The organism is Microbulbifer mixtoriginis (SeqCode), from assembly GCF_052467705.1.
In genome coordinates this window covers 2,785,602-2,802,717 of record NZ_CP174322.1, presented here as the reverse complement: position 1 = coordinate 2,802,717, position 17,116 = coordinate 2,785,602, and the positions used below count along the sequence as shown (strand labels likewise).

The window sequence follows — 17,116 nt, the reverse complement described above, 5'->3', positions numbered from 1 at the left end:
CAATTAAAAGGTCAAAAACCTTAACAAAGAAATGATAGCAGCCGAAAACTAACAGTTCCTAGGAAAACCGAATTTTGGAGAAATAAGCTATGAATAGATTCTTTGATATTAATGACCAAGTGGCAGTGATAACTGGAGGAAACTCAGGAATTGGATTGAGCACTGCAAAACGTTTCCATAAGGCTGGCGCTCACGTCATTATAGCGGGTATTGGTAGTGGGGATAATGCAATTCGGGATATAGAAGGCGGCGACTTTGTTGAAACAGACGTATCAAGTGAGTCACAAGTAAAAGAATTAATGAATTACGCAGCAGAAAAATTTGGGAAAATAGATACTTTGGTTAATTGTGCAGGCATAAACAAAGGATATGAAACGCTGCTTAACGTAGATTGCAATGACTTTGGGGCAAGCTATAGCGTCAATACAATGGGAGTCGTTTTTGGTATAAAATACGCCACACCTCATATGAAGTATGGTGGCTCCATAGTCAATGTTGCTTCAGCCGCCGCAAAATCTGGCGTTCCTTACCTTGCTCCATATGTTGCATCAAAATGGGCAGTTGTTGGTATTACACAGACAGCAGCATTGGAGTTAGGGGCACAAAATATTAGGGTAAATGCCATATGCCCAACTTCCGTTGATACACCAATGGCCCAAGCAGAAGGCGGCGAACCGCAATTAGCTATGGAAAAAGTTGCTGTTCCTTTGGGACGCATTGCACATCCAGATGAAATTGCCGCTTTGATACATTTTCTAGCGTCACATGACTGTACCTTTATCAATGGTCAAGCCATTAATGTTGATGGTGGTTTTAGTGCAGGGCTTTCTATCTCTGCATTCAATAAATTGGCTCATACTTAGATATAATTTAAGGTGTTTCATATTGTTATTTAAGTGGACGTAAAAATGAGTAAAAGGAATTACCCTTATCCAGAAATGTCGAAAGAGAAAAAAGCACGTCTTCAGGATTTATGGAAACATTCTAGAAGCTCTGATGGGATAGACCCGGAAGTAGCGTCTCACCTACAAAGAATGGGTAAGGTGGGCGGCGTTGGATTAGAAGTTGTTGGTAACCTAAACAAGGATTATTTAGGTGGCTTTATGTCGCCTTACTCTCGGGACTGTAAAAATGCAGACCTCGTAATAGTTGGCCAGCCCTTAGAAAAGGCTGCGCCGATGAATGCATCTCATAAATATGGTCCAAAAGTCCTTCGTGAGTTTTCAAAGAATGCCATGGGGACTATCGAACCAAATCCTGATGGAGGTTGGGATATACCTTTCGATACATGTAGAATCATAGATTATGGAAATATTGATACTTACGGGCGATTTGATTTGTCTGATGAGGTATCTAAAATAATCCAGGAATATGAAAAGATAGTTCTAGATAATGACTGTGTCACATTTACCTGGGGTGGTGATCATACAATTAGCTATGCACCAATTAATGTTCTCGGCAGAAAATTTGGCCCATTAAGTTTGATTCATTTCGACGCGCATTATGACCTGGTAACCTTCGCGGATTTTAACTATCCATATCACTCTGGCAATCAATTCACAAAAAATATGGCAGAGGGATATCTCGACCCAGAACGTATGATAACTATGGGTATCCGGGGAAGGATGACAGCCTTGGTTGGTGGACATGCAAAAAATTTTGGCGTAACTACTTATACTGCCGATCAAGTATTTGAGCTGGGGACGGACAAAATTGCAGAAAGGATTTTAGAGGTTGTTGGAGATGGACCTACATATTTCACTCTAGATCTCGATAGCCTTGACGCTACGGATAATGCTTCCAATTCAGCGGTGGAGCCCTTTGGACTAAAGTCTAGACAAATATGGGACATTATTCGATATCTCAGAAAAAATGGAGACATTGATCTTGTTGGTGCTGATGTATGTGAATATGCTCCATACCTAGACTCTACACATAGAGACGCATATATAGCATGCGGTATTAGTTGGAAACTGCTCTGTTGGCTGGCGGATTGTGTAGCTAAGCGTAAGGGAGAAAAACAAAAGACTGAATGGCCTTTAGCTATGGGTAAGGCAAGCCTGTGATATACAAATGAGGATTTTATAGTTTAATTTACTTTAAATGGACTTTGCATGGAATATAAATATTTAAATACATTTCTATCCGTTAGGCATGGCCATTTGTTCATTGAAGACTGTGATACGGTTGAGCTTGCTGAGAAATATGGAACCCCATTATTTGTTGTATCAGAAAACCATTTGGTTAAAAACTTAAGATCATATAGGAAGGCATTTGAGTCTGAATGGCCTGAGGGTAAGGTCAGAATTATGGCCGCGATTAAGGCAAATCCTGTTACAGCAATACGTAAAATACTGACAAGAGAAGGGGCCGGTTGTGACACTTTCGGTAAGGGGGAGTTGGAGCTGGCTCTTCGAGGAAACGTTCCATTAAAGGATATAGCTGTAAATGGATCTATTAAGGGACGAGAGATTATAAGTAAAGCTATAAATCTAGGTATTCCCATTGTTTTAGATAGTCCTATAGAGCTTTTATATTGTGAGCAGGAAGCTAAATTTTTAAAAAAGAAAGCTACTGTAATACTTAGAGTCAAGCCCTGGCTAAAGAATCTTGATCTAAATTCAGATTTTTACCCTGATCGTACTATTCGAGAAATGACACAAACTGTTAAGTATGGTATCCCTCACAGTGAGCTTGTAGATATGATTCCACAGCTTAAAAGCTCGAAATGGTGTGATCTCGTAGGCGTTCATACTCATGCAGGACGCCATTCTAAGAAAGCGGCCTTCTGGAAGGCTTTAATGAGAGACTATGCATCACTTATAGGTAAAATAAGTATGTTAATGGGAGGGGATTGGGTACCGAGAATAGTTTCAGTGGGTGGTGGCTTTGCAGCCTCTAATGATCATGAGACCCGAGTCCCGGTAACGGATTATGAAACTCCTACACCTAAAGATTATGCAAAGATGATTACTAAGCAATTTAGAAAATCAATGCAAAAACTAGGCCTTTCAACGGAAGGGATTGTACTTGAGATTGAACCAGGAAGAGCACTCCACAATGAAACTGCTATCCATTTAACAAAAGTTCATAACATAAAATTGGAACGAAACTATATTGCCCGCAGTTGGATAGAGACTGATACCTCTGAGTGTTTTCTAGGTATAGGCAGCTTAAATACAAATCCTCCATTTGATATTTTATTAGCCAACAGAGCAAATTCACCCGAGTATGCTCCATATGATGTTGTAGGAATAACGTGTAATTATGAATGTATTGCTGAGCAAGTCATGATGCCAGAAGTTGCTGCAAAAGATATATTGGCGTTCCTCAATACTGGCTCATATATAGAAACCTATGCGTGTAATTTTAACGCTCTCCCTCGTCCGGGTATGCTATTGGTGAGTGGCCATAAAGCTAGCTGGATTAAGCGACCTGAAACACAAGATGAGGTGTTTCAACGGGATATTATTCCTCCATGGATTAACTAGTTATCATTAGTCTTAGTATTTCAGCTCTTAATTTAAGATTAAATAAAATGTCAAAAGTTGAGCGCAGCTGGTTTCCAATGATTGTTATTTCTCTGTCAAATGTGATGCTTTATATAACAACTTTTGGTGTAAATGTTCTTATATCTCCGATCGTAAATGACCTTCAAAGTACGGTTTCAACCTTGCAGGCCGTTATTGTTTCTGCTTCGTTAATTGGTGGGGCATTAATGGTGACAGCAGGGAGGCTCGGTGATAAATATGGAGAAAAGAAAATATTTTCTATTGGAGTGGCCATTTATGTTCTTGGGATGATAATTGTCATTTTAAGCCCAAATACCCTTATTTTCATTGTAGGGTGGGCCATTGTTTGGCCTCTGGGGATGGTTATGGTTGTGCCCACATCAATCGCTTTAATCATGAATTATTATCATGGTAGCCAGAGGGTGTTGGCTTTTGGGGTTTATGGAGCTGTTCTTTCAGCTGTATCGGCATTAGCTCCAGTAATTGTTGGTTTAATAGCTGACAATGTTAATTGGCGCGTATCACTTTCTTTATCTCCTATATTTGGAATAATTACTTTATTGATGGCTCATTCCCTTCCTGAAACAGAAGGCGATAAAACGATAAGCATAGATGTCAGAAGTGTCATCTTGTCGACGCTAGGTTTTGGTTTCTTCTTAGTAAGCACAACTCTTGCTGGGCAGTATGGTTGGTTGTGGGAGAAGAGGCCATTAGTAATCGCTGGAAACACTATTACCTTTGGAGAGCTGTCAGTTGTTCCAATTATTTATGGGATGAGTCTAATTGCAATATTCTTGTTTATTGTTCGATGTGTTAGATTGAAGAAGCAGGGGAAAGTCCCATTGTTAGATTTAACCCTGTTTAAAAATATATCATTTTCATTAGGATTGTTCATTGGTGGCTTCTTTTTTCTTGTAAATGCGGGGTTTCTATTTGTTGTTTCTGTATATCTACAGGCTGGTGTTCAGATGGGCTCGCTCTCTACGGCCCTAACAACATTACCATTCACAGCAATTTTAGCGATATTATCATTTTTAACTCCACCCCTCGGAAAAAAAATTGCACCAAAATGGATTCTGATTTTTGGTGCAATCTGCATGCTCCTGGGGATATGGTTATCCGGGCAGTTGGCCAGAATGGATATGACACCTCTTGTGTTGCTAGTTCCTATGATTATTGCGGGAATAGGGGGCGGATTAATAATGGCCCAATATACGGGAGTTACGATGATGAATGTTAAACCTGAAAATAGTGGAGCAGCGTCAGGTTTAACTGAAACTATGAAAGAAATATTAGGGCAAGGTTTTGCTGTGGCTTTTGCGGGTTCTATACTTTTTGGATCCGTATATGCAAGTATGGCAGACTCGTATGCCAATATAGAGGGAAAAACCTTATCAGATAGAACTCGCCAGGAAGAGGTTGTCAAATTAGAAGATATATTTAATAGTATCTCTGTCCCTGAAGAAGAAAAGTATGTCTCAGAGTTGCCAGAAAAAATCAGATTAGCTTATTCAGATATAGTTTCGAGAGCCGCAAATACTGGTCTGAAAAACGCCCTTTTTTCTATAAATATATTTTTATTGCTTTCATTGGTATTGATGTTTTTTTTGCCTAACAGAATCTTGAGGTGAAAGTAAAAGGTTAGACTTTAGTGATTATCTTGTAATTCACAACATCTATAAATATTCCCCTTGATTAACGCAAAATGATTGATGTCTAACTAGATAGTAACTCTAAAAAAGCCTTTAGTACGCAGGCTTTTGTATCCTCCCAATTACGCATAAGAAGATCCTGCACAGCAACCGTGTGCATAATACAAACGCCTCGGCGAATAGGGCATACTTGTTAGTAGAGTAGGGCAGTAGTTTTACCGCCCCTCCTTAACCCGCTTGCTTCGCCCGCTTTCATGCCGTTCCCGCATATCGGAATCAATGTAGCGATCGGTTGTGGCCATACTTGCATGGCCCGCATCATCACGAACATGTTCCCGGGGACGATATTTCACATCTTCGGAGATTCCAGTGTGTCTTAGCCAGTGCACCGTGGCAGCTTTCAAGTCCTCCGCATCTTCACCAAGGCCTTCTCCAACCATCCGTTGGTAAGCGGCATCGAAACAGTTCTGTACGATATGTCGAACTTGGCGTGTACTGGTGGCAGGTCCCTTGCCGCGAGATTTTTGCACCAAGGGTGTCTGCTCATTGATGCTGGGCAGAGCAGGGAGCTGCAACTGGATTCTGTAGCGCTTTAAGGCACTTAACATCTGGTTGCACACGGTAATGGCTCGGCCTTTATTACCCTTACCGGTGACGTGAAACCACCAGTTTCCGTCGTGATCTTTCTTGAAGTCACCCATAACGGGTGCCGATCTTTCATCGGCAACCAGCTCAGAGATACGCAGATACATAGCGAATAGGGCGTTCATAATGAACAATGTACGCTCGTGCTCAAGTGGTGACATTTCGGCCATAACCTCAGCAGTTTCCAACACATAATCCCACTGCAGATTGCTGATGCGCCTAACTACCTGGCTTTGTTGCTCACGCCGGATGAACTTACTTTTTTGCCGGATCAATGCCACAGGGTTGGCGGGAACCAAGCCTTCCTGAAAGAGGAAGTCGAAGAAAGAAGACAGTGCTGTAAAGATACACTTGATGGCCGCCTAAGATGGCCGGAAGTCCTTGGCGGATGGGGTCTTACCTGAACGAAACTCAACCTTAGATACACTGACTACGAATGGCCGCCAATCTGAATTAACAACACGTTCGCCGTTTCTAGTTTTAAACCGGGCGACATTCTTTGTACCGATCCAGGCAAGTGGCGGTTCAATACAGAACTGAACAAAACCCTCTATATGCTCACGCTTGAGCGACAAGATTGAAACTTCTTCGATACGCCAAGCCCACTGCAGTAGTCGTTCAAGTTCGCGACGATAACTATTAAATGTTGCCTAGCTACCGTTGTAGCTGTAAAGAAACTTGAGCGTGAACTCCAGATCGGTATCCGCACCAGGAATCTGCTTACTGAGATAATGACTAGCGGAAAAGCTGGTGCAGCGGAATGGGTTCTCAAGATTACTCAGGTTATCGATGATTGGTGCTGGTGATTGATTGGAGGCAGACATAGAAAGGAAATGAAGTTGTTGTTGGAATGCAGTGGACGGCCAAGTAAAGTACTTAATTGAACGACCAGTATTCGGCCTTGGATAAGGTTTTCAATTCTGCCTTGTCTTTAGCTACTCCTAGTATGCTTAGAGAGAGTATTTAGCGTTGGCATAGCATAACCTTTTCATTCTGATAGCGTTTAAGCACCAAAAGCTAGCCAACTATCAGCGAATAGGTTTGCCCCAACTTCTGAACAACGTACGCCTTAACAGCAATATCCCTGGAATATCGCCAATCCTCCTCAACAAATTGAGGCAGAAAAAACTCTGTATATGTAGGGCAGGTTCGTTCTGGAAATCGTGATGCGCCGTACCACACTTGTTGGTGGTGCATTACAGGCGGTGTGATATCAGAGAGAGCCTAAGTACACACTCTTCCATGAGAGATGCGTGTCGCTAGGCATTGTTCGACATACCGAGGTATAAGCCTGTAGATTGCGCTTTAGTTAATGGAGACTAAATTCACGTATATCTGAAAAACGCTTCTGCTATCTTTCTACAGATCTATGGTTCAAAGATGTGACTCTTAAGACTTCATCAAGCGATTGGGATCAAACAATATTTGGCGGGTGATTCCTAGTAAAAATCATTTCCTTTATCCCGCTGCCACCTAATCTCTACATAGTCTTGGATTTTGTTAGTGCGCCAAACTAGCAATAACTAAGGACAACAATCGTTGAACCTTCCGCAGTAGCGGTCGTGGGTAGGGTAGGGGATGCTGATGAAAACCACATCATATATTGCACTTTCGTTACTTTTAACTTCCACAGTTCCAATTTTCGCCACAGCCCAATTGGCTATTCCAGAAATAGGGACTTCGGCTTATCCAGATGAAATGTGCAAACGGGTTAATCCGCATTTTGACAAGCTATTTAAAGCGCCAGTCGATGAATGCTTCAATGGCGTTGGTCAACCCTATCCAGAGTTAGTGGACGGCGTCTGTTCGGCGGGAGAACCTAAACGCAACGGTACGCGGATTTGGGGAATGGCTGAATCTCCCCAATTTTTATACTGGGGAACCGGCAGTAATTTTCTCTGTACCGCACAAGCGTCACCAACCGCAGTTTTGACACCGCTATTAGCCCCAACCCAGGGTTGGGTGTGCGAGTTTGCCGATGGGATACTTGCTCAGGAAAATCCAAACCTTAAGAACCTTGGGGACTGGCGGGCTCCCTCTGCCTACCGTATGGATACTTGTACACTTGAAGTCACAGAAGTTACTCCCACTTACGATCCGCTTCTACAGAACATCCTTGGATTACGCTCGGGTGGCTACGCGGACGATGTGATTTTTCTTGCCGGGCCGGGTGGTATACAGGAGGGAATTGCCGGCGTTGGCAGTGGTAACAGCATTATCATGTTGGCTTGGCAAGCAAGTACCGGACGGTATTTGGGCTCAAAGAAATTTTCTGAATATTCGAATATCCGTGAGTTCCTTAACTACGAAGGCGTTTTATATACCGGTGTGCGATTGCATGAGGATCTTGGTGGGGCGGGCCGGGTTCTGCGTTGGATGGGCAATCTCGATGATCCATTCCATTTTGAAATCATCGGTACTATGGAAAGTACTCCGGCAGACATGACGATACACAACGGGCGTATATTTTCTTCTACCTGGCCGAATGGTGATATTGAAACAGGAGAGGTGCAAGCCTACGCCGGGATAGTGATGAGTCCCCAAATACCTTCGGGTGGCTTCATGCCTAATGATGTCGAAGAGTGGGAGGAAGTTTGGAATGTTAGCGAGTACGAGCCAGACCCTGTCAGCGCTCGAGCCTATGCCGGTGGAGATATTACTTCATGGCGTGGGAATCTCTACTGGGGTACGATCAACTTTCCGTTCGGTGGATTCAGGAGCCATGTTCTCGCCTATGGTGAGACATGGGGTACTCCTATTGGAGAGCTGGACACCATTATGGCAACCCATAGAGCAACAACCGTATTCCGCGGGGACAACTTTGAAGGAGAAGGGCAGCCAAATGTTGAAGTTCTCTATGGGTATGAAACGGTTCAGGCTTGGGACCCCGATCTCAACAAGTTTGTGGAAACACAAACCTTGTCAGGGCCTCCAAAGCTAGGGGGAGCCGGACTGGGCTGGCTGTTTAATGTATACACTTGGCGCCTGGGAGTGACTGGAGACAATCTGTATCTGGCTACACTTGACGTCAGCTCACTTATACCGAGTGTAATTGATCTTGCGGGTGAGCTTCCCTCGGAATTGCTGATGCTCCTTGAGGATGCGTTATCCAGCCCATCAATCTCTGGTGCAAAACTCTATCGTTTTTTCTCTCCAGATCTACAAGCAATCCCTGCCACTATAAATGGTGTAGGCAATTCGGGTAATTTCGGTTTCCGTACGATGATCAACCACCCAACTTTTATGTGGCTGGGCACCGTAAACCCCTTCCATCTAAATCCCGAAGGGGGTTGGGAGTTGTATCGGTATGCACCGACCACACCGGTTCAGCAGAAATCCGTGGATGGGGCGAGGTCTGATTAGTTCAGTGTCTTCACTGTAGCCGAATTTGCAACCCATCAAGGAGTTAAGGGTTTGGATTGTGTTATGACTGTGCTGGATGATGGATGAAAGCTCAGCCGGAATTGGCGAAAATTAAACACTTAACCTGGACAGTCCAACTGTGTGGACGGCCAAGTAAAGTACTTAATCAGTATTCGTATAAAACCGTTCTTTTAAGTCTGAGCCCTTAAAAGTTTCTATTCTTGATAAATAGAATCAGACAGCACATTTCTGAAGGCCAATTTCAAACGACTCAAAGAGTATTGTCATGAAAAAGGTTTTAGTGACCGGCTTTGAACCATTCGGGCATACGCCAATAAATCCTGCAGAATCGGTAATGCGTGTTTTGGATGGTACCCGTATTGGGAATTCAGATGTTTTTGGAATCCTGGTTCCTAGTAACTTCTTTGAGTGTATTGACGTAGTAACTAGCGCTATAGATGAGCTCCGTCCACAAATAGTGATCATGATGGGTGAATATGGTGGGCGATCGATGGTTACGGTAGAGCGAATTGCTCAAAATTTTAACGATTCTACTCGATACAACCTAAAGGATAATCGTGGCGTAGAGATGCAGGGCGCACCTACGGTTGCCAATGGACCGGTAGCCTATCGTAGTAATCTTCCTCTCAGAGCTATGGTTAGGGCAATGCGTGAAGCCGGAGTGCCTACAGATATTTCGGATAATGCCGCCACTTTTTGCTGTAATCACTTGATGTATGGCGTTTTGCACTTTATTGCCAGCAATCAACTGGATATACGCGCAGGGTGGATTCACCTTCCGCAATTACCTCAAGTAGCGGCTTTGCCCGAAAACCTTGGTACACCCAGCATGTCTAGAGAGACCTCAGCACTTGGTGTCCATGCTGGAATAGAGGCCGCATTGCTACATACTGAGGATATTGATGTTCCTATTCCATCCAAGTTTCAAGTCTAAGACCTACTGAAACTATTAAGAAGGGTTTTGACAATGGAGATTGAATGTCTTTGGGAGTGTAACGATGGATTGGGAGAAACACCCATCTGGCATGCAGAAGACACCTCTATCTACTGGGCGGATCATGTCGGCCCTTCGGTTGATCTGGCAGGGCCCCGGCGGCCATCGATTCGGCGGCTAAACATCTCTACTGGTGAAAGAAAGACTTGGGAAATGCCGGAGCAGGTAGGGTCCTTTGGTTTCCGTAAGGGGAGAGGGTTAGTTGGCGCTGCCAATTCAGGATTCTGCACCATTGACCTCGAAACAGGGGAGTTTGAGACAGTTGTTGATCCGGAACCGAATCTACCCCAAAACCGGCTAAACGATGGAAAGATCGATCGAAGAGGGCGTTTTTGGTGCGGTAGTATGGATACGCAATTGAAAGGTAAAGTCTCTCATTTATATTGCCTTGAGCCTGATTTTAGCGTGCGCCAGGTTGCTAAAGACTTTTCCTTTGTATGTTCCAATGGGATTGCTTTCGACCCAGAGGACACTCGTATGTACTTTGGCGATACCATTGGTGGCATGGTCTATGTATTTGACTTGGATATGGATGAGGGCCGTATCAGTAACCGAAGGCCGTTCTTTTCAGTTCAAGAGCGTAAGCCCGCGATTGTAGATGGCGCAACAGTCGATGCTGAAGGGTATTATTGGTTTGCTTTGAATCTTGGCGGTAAGATTTTAAGGATTGATCCTAAGGGCCGCCTTGATCGTGAGATTGACCTACCGATCCGAAGTCCCACCTGCGTCACATTCGGCGGCGACAATTATGAAACTCTCTATGTTACTTCACAGCAATCATTTGTAACTCCTGAGGAACTGGCTCGTCACCCGCAGCCAGGTAGTATTTTTGCTATTCATGGCCTTGGTGTTCGGGGGCTCCCGGAGCCAAGGTTTGGAGCTTGAAAAGCTCCGAGTAAGGATCACTGATGAGTATCTGTCTAGCTTATTGACACAGGATAATTTTGCAGATACGTAATCTCCAAAGATTAGGGCACCCAAACCCAGTAAGAATGGATGTGGGTGCCCGCCTGGTACTTGTTAGTTATCGTTTAGATCGTAAATAATAAATTTCTCCCAGGAACCTATTGCTTTGCGATTCGCATTAGCCCGGCCATCTGATTCTGCAACGATGTAATTACCATGTTCTGGGTTGTATAAGGAGATCACGTCACCATTTTGTAAACAGCCCGAATTGTTGTCTGAGTGATTGATCAACTTAAATGTTTCCCAGCTGTACCTAGCCGTTCTATCGACATCTAAAGCACCACTTTGTTGGGCACTGTAGTAATAACCATCGGTGCTTTGCAGCCACACGTCATCCCCGTCTATTAGGCAACCTTGTTGCAGGCTATTTCCTGTAAGGACAATAGTCTCATGGCTACCAATTACTGAGGCATTGGCGTTGGCAGTTTTGCCATTTCCTCCATTACCTGCTGCGCCCAGATACTTCCCGTGGGCACCTTTAAGTGCCACTTTTAAGGATTTAATGGGGGGCTTTCCGACGGCCATGTAACCTACAACTGCTTTTATAGTTTCCTCTTTATTGCTGTTTGCCTCCTGTACCATCAGGCTCATTTCAAATGTGCCAGTTTTCTTATTTCTGACACGCGTGCTTAGTGTTTCATCCCTGTCACTACCTTGTACTTGGCTGATCAGTAAGTAATCCTGTAAGTCGACCCCGACAGTTTCAAAGTCCGGGGAGCCACTCAAATTATCTTCCAGTGCAACGGCGCCAATATGAAGCTGCAATCCATTGGCAATTGAGTAACTACCAGCCTCCATCACTACATAATGCACCACTTCCGATGTATGGATGCCATCGTTCCAGGCAAACTCCGCAACACGCACATCGAAGCTGGTTGAAGTGATATTGCGAATCTCAGTTGTTATCGGGTCAGTGCCGGCAATACCAATTACTGAAGCAAACACCACAGGGTTTTCATAACTGAAGTCCAACTCTATAGTAGTCCATTCGTGATTTATCCCGTAAGCCTTATCAGCCTCGCCACCTACAAAGCGCCGGTTAGTAAAACGCACTACATCGACCTTTTCACCTTCATGGATCAATTCCATATCTTGTGACTGATCTTCTACGTTAATCAGATAGCATTCACCGTTATCGGCCTCTGCCATACGTAATATTGTTGGATCAAAACCGTTAAAGCTTACGTTTTGATGTAAAAGCACATCGTTTGAACTCTCGCAGTTACCATGCCCCGTATTAGTTTCTGTGTCTGTTACATTATTGACCTGGAATCCACTCACCGAAGCCATTTCGATAGTAGATGCGTTATTAGCACTGGCCAATTCCCACATTTCTCTATCCGTTAAATCATCTACGTTTGCTTCCCAGCCAAAACTTAAGGTCTTTCCATCGACTTCTAAAGTTGTCTCCCATACATGGCGGGTCTCTGCCCAGCTCCAGTACCATTTGCTTTTGATCTTGGCTTGTGAAACAGTAAAAATGAAATTACTAAAGCTTTCGTGAGTCTGCGTATTACCAACAACTGTTGCCCAGACTTGTTCATCAGCACTACAGCTGTAAATTTCTACAACCTCCTCATTACGAATAAAGGTTTTGGTACCCAGGCAGTGACGATAAACAGCCACATAACCATCACCCTCACGTGCAAACAACCAGTTCTGGAAACTGGTTGCTTCATCGAATTGCTCTGTTGGCCAATGCAAATTTACTGGTGCAGTTAGAAAGTCATCTACAGGTAAGAAGTCAGTTGCTCTGTTAACACCATCCATAAAGCGCAGCTCCATCGCAGGTTTGTACAAAACCATGGCTACATTCTCATTTTGCTTTATATAGGGTAAGTGCGTGTTCATTTGCTCCTGGCCACCAGCCTTCCAGCCACCGTATTCCGCACCTGAACGAGTATAAACCGGTATAGTACCGGTTGTTGCTATCCAGGGCAGCTGCTGCCAACCTGCATTCCCCGCATGGAAATCCTGGTATGACGATAATTGCACATTGCCATGGCGATACAGATCCATGGTTTTTTCTGAAATAATTGAGCTTGTGGTGAAAGGTGCACTGGTTTCAGTAAGAAGAACACCTGACATGTCGACTACGTCATCTGCCAGGTTTGACTCCACAATCAAATCTTCCAAAAAGAAGTTCAGACCGGCAAGTGGATTCAGGTAATATTCCAACATCTCATCAATCAGTTCTGGGTGGGCATAGGCGCCGGCAGATTGAGAGAAAATTAACTTATCTTGGAGGTCCAACCCAGCCCATACGGTATCAACTTCAGTGATAGGGTGGCCGGAAGAATAGCTTATGTTAATCTCACCATTAAGTTTTTCAAGGCGATTATAGGCAACACTGCTTACATCTAGTGTAGTCATGGCAAAAATATCCATATGGGTACTACCCGTAAAATCTTGTGGACCTTTGCCAGTAATCAACGCGGTATATCGTGCGAACTTATTATTCAAGAAGTTAAGATCTTGGTGAACACCTTCATAGGTCCTTGAATCGACGGCTATAGCTGCACCAAGGTCGTTGGTGACCATAGCGATATCATTAAGAAAAATAAGGGCAACCTGTCCAGCTAGGGTTTTAATCTCTGTATCCTGGGCATAGTCGTATAAATTTAACAATGCTGTCAGGGAAAATGGGCTATAAACATTTGAAGTGGACTCATATACTCCAAACTGCTTTTTAACCTCCAGATAACGTACAAGACGCTCCCTTAGTTTTTCGGGTCCACCACCTATATCCCAACCTTCCATTTCAGAAAGTAACCAGCTGGAAGATAGCCACATAAGTACGTGATTTTCAGAAGTGTAAACTCGCTTTCCTTCAGTATCTTCATCCTGCCAATAAGGTAGTTTGATAATTTCACTCAGGATAATATCATCGTACTCATCACTCTCTGCCAATAGCCTAATATATTCTATCAGGCGCATATCAGGGTTTTTGTAAGCGTGCTTTCCTGGTGTAAAAAGATCGGTCAGCCCCCGAGCCAGAGCCTCTTTATCCAGTGGTAAATCATAATATGCCCTGAGTACATAATGATCGTTATTAGGTTCGGCTTTGGATGAATCAAGAACGCGTTCGATATAAGCTACCTGCCGATCACGGAAGGCATTTAAATATGCAGGATGCGAGGAGGTATCATAGTCTGTAAGGCTCCACAGCCGCGCACCGTCCTCGGAATTCTGCCCCCCCGTGGTGAACCAGTCCGATATATCGAGATCCATGCCGAAGTAATTTAATGCCGTGACTGTACCATCGGCAACGCCGTAGAAGAAATTAAGTGAACCTTCAACCACGGTCGTTAGTCCATCGTATATCCACTCACCGGTATCTACAATGAAACCAATTGCTGACGTTACACCATCCTCTACAGTTGTAACGACATCCTCAATAATCTCTTCAACTCTCTCTTCAACAGTATCCCAAGTATCAACAACCCAGGTTGTAAATTTATCCCACAATCCTGCATGGGCATATGCTGGTAAAATTAGAATAAACATAAGTGCGATACACGCACCTATTTTTTTGAGCTTCATGATCAAGTCCTATATTGTTTTTTTGACCAAATAGAAGTAACTCTTTGGAGGGGAAATATTTTTTGTTAAAAATTAATCATATAATTTAGAAAGTTCCACGAATTTCATGCAATGTCGCATATTAAATTATTATTGGATAAAGTAAGTGATGTATGCTGGCTGTTCGAACTTCAAAATTCGTTCAGCAATGTAAGACCTTGTTGTTGATCGGGTCAAATAGAGATGGCGTATAGTGAGAAACTGATCTCACGAAGCTTTTAAAAGTTGATTCTGCAATCTCATGAAATATTGCGTTAATAATTTCGTAATATTCATAGGCTTCTGTGTTGAGAAAGTGACTTTGGTTCGCCTTGTGCAAATGGTTTATCTAAATAAATCTAATTGGCAGAGGCATGAGTGTCGCAACTAAGATGTAGAGTGCCAAGGGGGCTAATTACCTGAATTGGTTTTACCCAAGTACAGTAGATGTTCTCAGTTGTATAAGGATACGAAGTGACCACTACCCATAAGTTTTACTCATATTCCGGTTTTGGTGCTTTAGTGAAGGGGTGAAATTCATAGTGACCTATAAAAAAGATGGCAGCAGCCTGTATTAGTGGTTAATAGCTGAAAAGATGTGAATTCGATACTATCGCCTAAAGCTAAACTAATCACTACTGATTGACTTGACACCTTCCGCCGAATAAATCAGATTACTTGACCTTGAACGGACAGAACACCTTCTGATAAAGACAACTGATAACTAAATGCTCAGGTAGTGAACGGTAATTTAATGGAGCTGCCGCAAATCGATAGCTAAAACTGTACACCTCACTATGGATTTCACTTTTCCGACTTGGTATAGATATTGTTAGAGGGCTATACATTACCAACTGGTTAGCAATTAGGAAACTCTTTGGTCTGCTAGCTTCTATCTCTGAACGTGGCTGATACACAAAGGTAAGGCAGAGTGATAATAAGTTATCAATGAGTAGTGATTTAAAATCCGCGAGCTTAGCCAAAATTAAATAGAGCGAAAGGGGCCCACCCCGAAGGGTGGGAAATACCTTAATGGGTTTGATGCTCTAAAGCATTTAGGAAAGTTGCAATATCATCTACTTGTTGTGTGCTTAATTTCTGCCCCAATTGGTACCAAGCCATATCGTAAATTGCTTTTTCAATGGTTTCTACACGCCCGTCGTGGAAGTAAGGAGCGCTTCTGCTTATATCGCGTAACATTGGAACTTTAAACATCATTTTATCTTTTTCAAGGCCTGTAACTTTATAACGACCTAAATCTTCTTGGTGTGGATATTGGTTGACTAGCCCCATCTTCTGGTACATGTTTCCACCCAAGGTTGCACCATTGTGGCATGCCGAACAACCAGTGTTGATAAAGGTTTGCAAGCCCTTTAACTCACTTTTTGTCATAGCCTGATCATCGCCGCTCATAAAATCATCAAAACGATCATTCGTAATCAGGGTGCGCTCAAATGCAGCTATGGCCTGAGCAATATTGTCGTAAGAGATAGCATTTTCTTTACCAAAGGCGTGTTTGAAACTTTCTTGATATTCGGCAATTTTTGAAATCTTTGTCTCAACAGCCTCTTCTGAAGGCATTCCCATCTCTACAGGGTTTAGAATTGGACCTTTGGCCTGTTCCTTCAGGTCCTCTGCGCGACCATCCCAAAATTGAGCCATTTGGAATCCTGAATTCCAGACCGTTGGAGAGTTTCGATCACCCTTGGTACCAGGTAAAGCTCCCGGTGATGTCGCTTCATTGTCAACGCCCGAACCATTGTAGTTCCCTACTTGATGGCAGCTGTTACAGGATTGGCTATCATTGACTGAAAGCCGTTTGTCCATGAACAGTGCTTTTCCAAGCTCAACCATAGCTGGGGTGTCATTCTCACTGCCTGGCATAGTTTCTGAGAGAGTGCCGAACATAATTTTTGATTGTTGACGTAATTGATTTATATCAATTTCGGCTGTTGCCGTTGTTGATAGCAAGCTTGCTGCCGCTATCAAGCTGCCAATGATTGGAAGCTTTAGATCTCTTTTCGAAAAAATTTTCTTAATCACTTTGGTATCTCTCCCAAATCTCAAAAAAGAATGAAAACTAACCTATTTTTAGTCAAAGTTAGACGGTGCCACTATATAGGGGAGCTCGTTCAGCTGATACCATGATTTAACAAAAAATTTGTTGATTTTTGGAATATCCAGAATTGTTCACAAAATATTTTCCAAATATTATTCAGAACTTGACCTATACATTGAGTGCACTGGTTTTGGCAAAATTGATGTCTTGCTATTTACCTTTGAAAATTGCAGGGCAATTTCTGAGATGGGGAGGAAGTGTAGAGTTGAGGGGATACTTATCGGCATCTCCAAAGAGAAATGATTCGTATTTCTGCTAGTCGGTTGGTGGTGTAATATTTACT

11 protein-coding genes are annotated in these 17,116 nt (G+C 43.2%); 7 read left to right on the top strand and 4 right to left on the bottom strand.

Going from position 1 to position 17,116, the window contains the following annotated elements:
- Positions 1 to 89: 89 nt before the first annotated feature.
- Genes ACJJIB_RS12250 through ACJJIB_RS12235 form a run of 4 tightly spaced genes read left to right on the top strand, consistent with a single transcriptional unit; the run spans position 90 to position 5,143 of the window.
- On the top strand, positions 90 to 863 hold the full coding sequence (locus ACJJIB_RS12250) for an SDR family NAD(P)-dependent oxidoreductase (protein WP_444886248.1): 774 nt from the start codon (positions 90 to 92) through the stop codon (positions 861 to 863).
- Positions 864 to 908: 45 nt separating this feature from the next.
- Complete coding sequence (locus ACJJIB_RS12245) at positions 909 to 2,066, top strand: arginase family protein (RefSeq protein WP_444886247.1); 1,158 nt, start codon at positions 909 to 911, stop codon at positions 2,064 to 2,066.
- Between the two features lie 48 nt (positions 2,067 to 2,114).
- Complete coding sequence (locus ACJJIB_RS12240) at positions 2,115 to 3,491, top strand: diaminopimelate decarboxylase family protein (protein WP_444886246.1); 1,377 nt, start codon at positions 2,115 to 2,117, stop codon at positions 3,489 to 3,491.
- 47 nt (positions 3,492 to 3,538) lie between these two features.
- Complete coding sequence (locus ACJJIB_RS12235; protein WP_444886245.1) at positions 3,539 to 5,143, top strand: MFS transporter; 1,605 nt, start codon at positions 3,539 to 3,541, stop codon at positions 5,141 to 5,143.
- Between the two features lie 236 nt (positions 5,144 to 5,379).
- Here ACJJIB_RS12235 and ACJJIB_RS12230 read toward each other — a convergent pair whose 3' ends face one another.
- Together ACJJIB_RS12230 and ACJJIB_RS12225 are read right to left on the bottom strand one after the other, a co-directional pair.
- Positions 5,380 to 6,108, bottom strand: a complete 729-nt coding sequence (locus ACJJIB_RS12230) for a site-specific integrase (RefSeq protein WP_444886244.1) — start codon at positions 6,106 to 6,108, stop codon at positions 5,380 to 5,382.
- 351 nt (positions 6,109 to 6,459) lie between these two features.
- Complete coding sequence (locus ACJJIB_RS12225; RefSeq protein WP_444886243.1) at positions 6,460 to 6,633, bottom strand: hypothetical protein; 174 nt, start codon at positions 6,631 to 6,633, stop codon at positions 6,460 to 6,462.
- 760 nt (positions 6,634 to 7,393) lie between these two features.
- On the opposite strand from ACJJIB_RS12225, the gene ACJJIB_RS12220 reads away from it, so the two are divergent.
- The 3 genes from ACJJIB_RS12220 to ACJJIB_RS12210 all read left to right on the top strand — a co-directional run bounded on the left by ACJJIB_RS12220 (position 7,394) and on the right by ACJJIB_RS12210 (position 11,072).
- Positions 7,394 to 9,172 (top strand): hypothetical protein, encoded by a 1,779-nt coding sequence (locus ACJJIB_RS12220; RefSeq protein ID WP_444886242.1) that lies wholly within the window; start codon positions 7,394 to 7,396, stop codon positions 9,170 to 9,172.
- 286 nt (positions 9,173 to 9,458) lie between these two features.
- Positions 9,459 to 10,127 carry a pyroglutamyl-peptidase I gene (gene pcp, locus ACJJIB_RS12215; RefSeq protein ID WP_444886241.1) on the top strand — a complete coding sequence of 223 codons (669 nt, stop codon included), beginning with the start codon at positions 9,459 to 9,461 and terminating at the stop codon, positions 10,125 to 10,127.
- A gap of 33 nt (positions 10,128 to 10,160) precedes the next feature.
- Entirely contained in the window at positions 10,161 to 11,072 is a 912-nt protein-coding gene (locus tag ACJJIB_RS12210; RefSeq protein WP_444886240.1) for an SMP-30/gluconolactonase/LRE family protein, read from the top strand.
- A 135-nt stretch (positions 11,073 to 11,207) separates the two neighbouring features.
- Here ACJJIB_RS12210 and ACJJIB_RS12205 read toward each other — a convergent pair whose 3' ends face one another.
- Together ACJJIB_RS12205 and ACJJIB_RS12200 are read right to left on the bottom strand one after the other, a co-directional pair.
- A complete protein-coding gene (locus ACJJIB_RS12205) occupies positions 11,208 to 14,696 on the bottom strand; it encodes a fascin domain-containing protein (RefSeq protein WP_444886239.1) in 3,489 nt (1,162 codons plus the stop codon).
- 1,047 nt (positions 14,697 to 15,743) lie between these two features.
- On the bottom strand, positions 15,744 to 16,757 hold the full coding sequence (locus ACJJIB_RS12200) for a cytochrome-c peroxidase (protein ID WP_444886238.1): 1,014 nt from the start codon (positions 16,755 to 16,757) through the stop codon (positions 15,744 to 15,746).
- Positions 16,758 to 17,116: the final 359 nt, after the last annotated feature.

Coding starts and splice junctions, on each gene's coding strand:
- ACJJIB_RS12250 (WP_444886248.1), top strand. CDS start 90: ATGAATAGATTCTTTGATATTAATGACCAAGTGGCAGTGATAACTGGA.
- ACJJIB_RS12245 (WP_444886247.1), top strand. CDS start 909: ATGAGTAAAAGGAATTACCCTTATCCAGAAATGTCGAAAGAGAAAAAA.
- ACJJIB_RS12240 (WP_444886246.1), top strand. CDS start 2,115: ATGGAATATAAATATTTAAATACATTTCTATCCGTTAGGCATGGCCAT.
- ACJJIB_RS12235 (WP_444886245.1), top strand. CDS start 3,539: ATGTCAAAAGTTGAGCGCAGCTGGTTTCCAATGATTGTTATTTCTCTG.
- ACJJIB_RS12225 (WP_444886243.1), bottom strand. CDS start 6,633: ATGTCTGCCTCCAATCAATCACCAGCACCAATCATCGATAACCTGAGT.
- ACJJIB_RS12220 (WP_444886242.1), top strand. CDS start 7,394: ATGAAAACCACATCATATATTGCACTTTCGTTACTTTTAACTTCCACA.
- pcp (WP_444886241.1), top strand. CDS start 9,459: ATGAAAAAGGTTTTAGTGACCGGCTTTGAACCATTCGGGCATACGCCA.
- ACJJIB_RS12210 (WP_444886240.1), top strand. CDS start 10,161: ATGGAGATTGAATGTCTTTGGGAGTGTAACGATGGATTGGGAGAAACA.
- ACJJIB_RS12205 (WP_444886239.1), bottom strand. CDS start 14,696: ATGAAGCTCAAAAAAATAGGTGCGTGTATCGCACTTATGTTTATTCTA.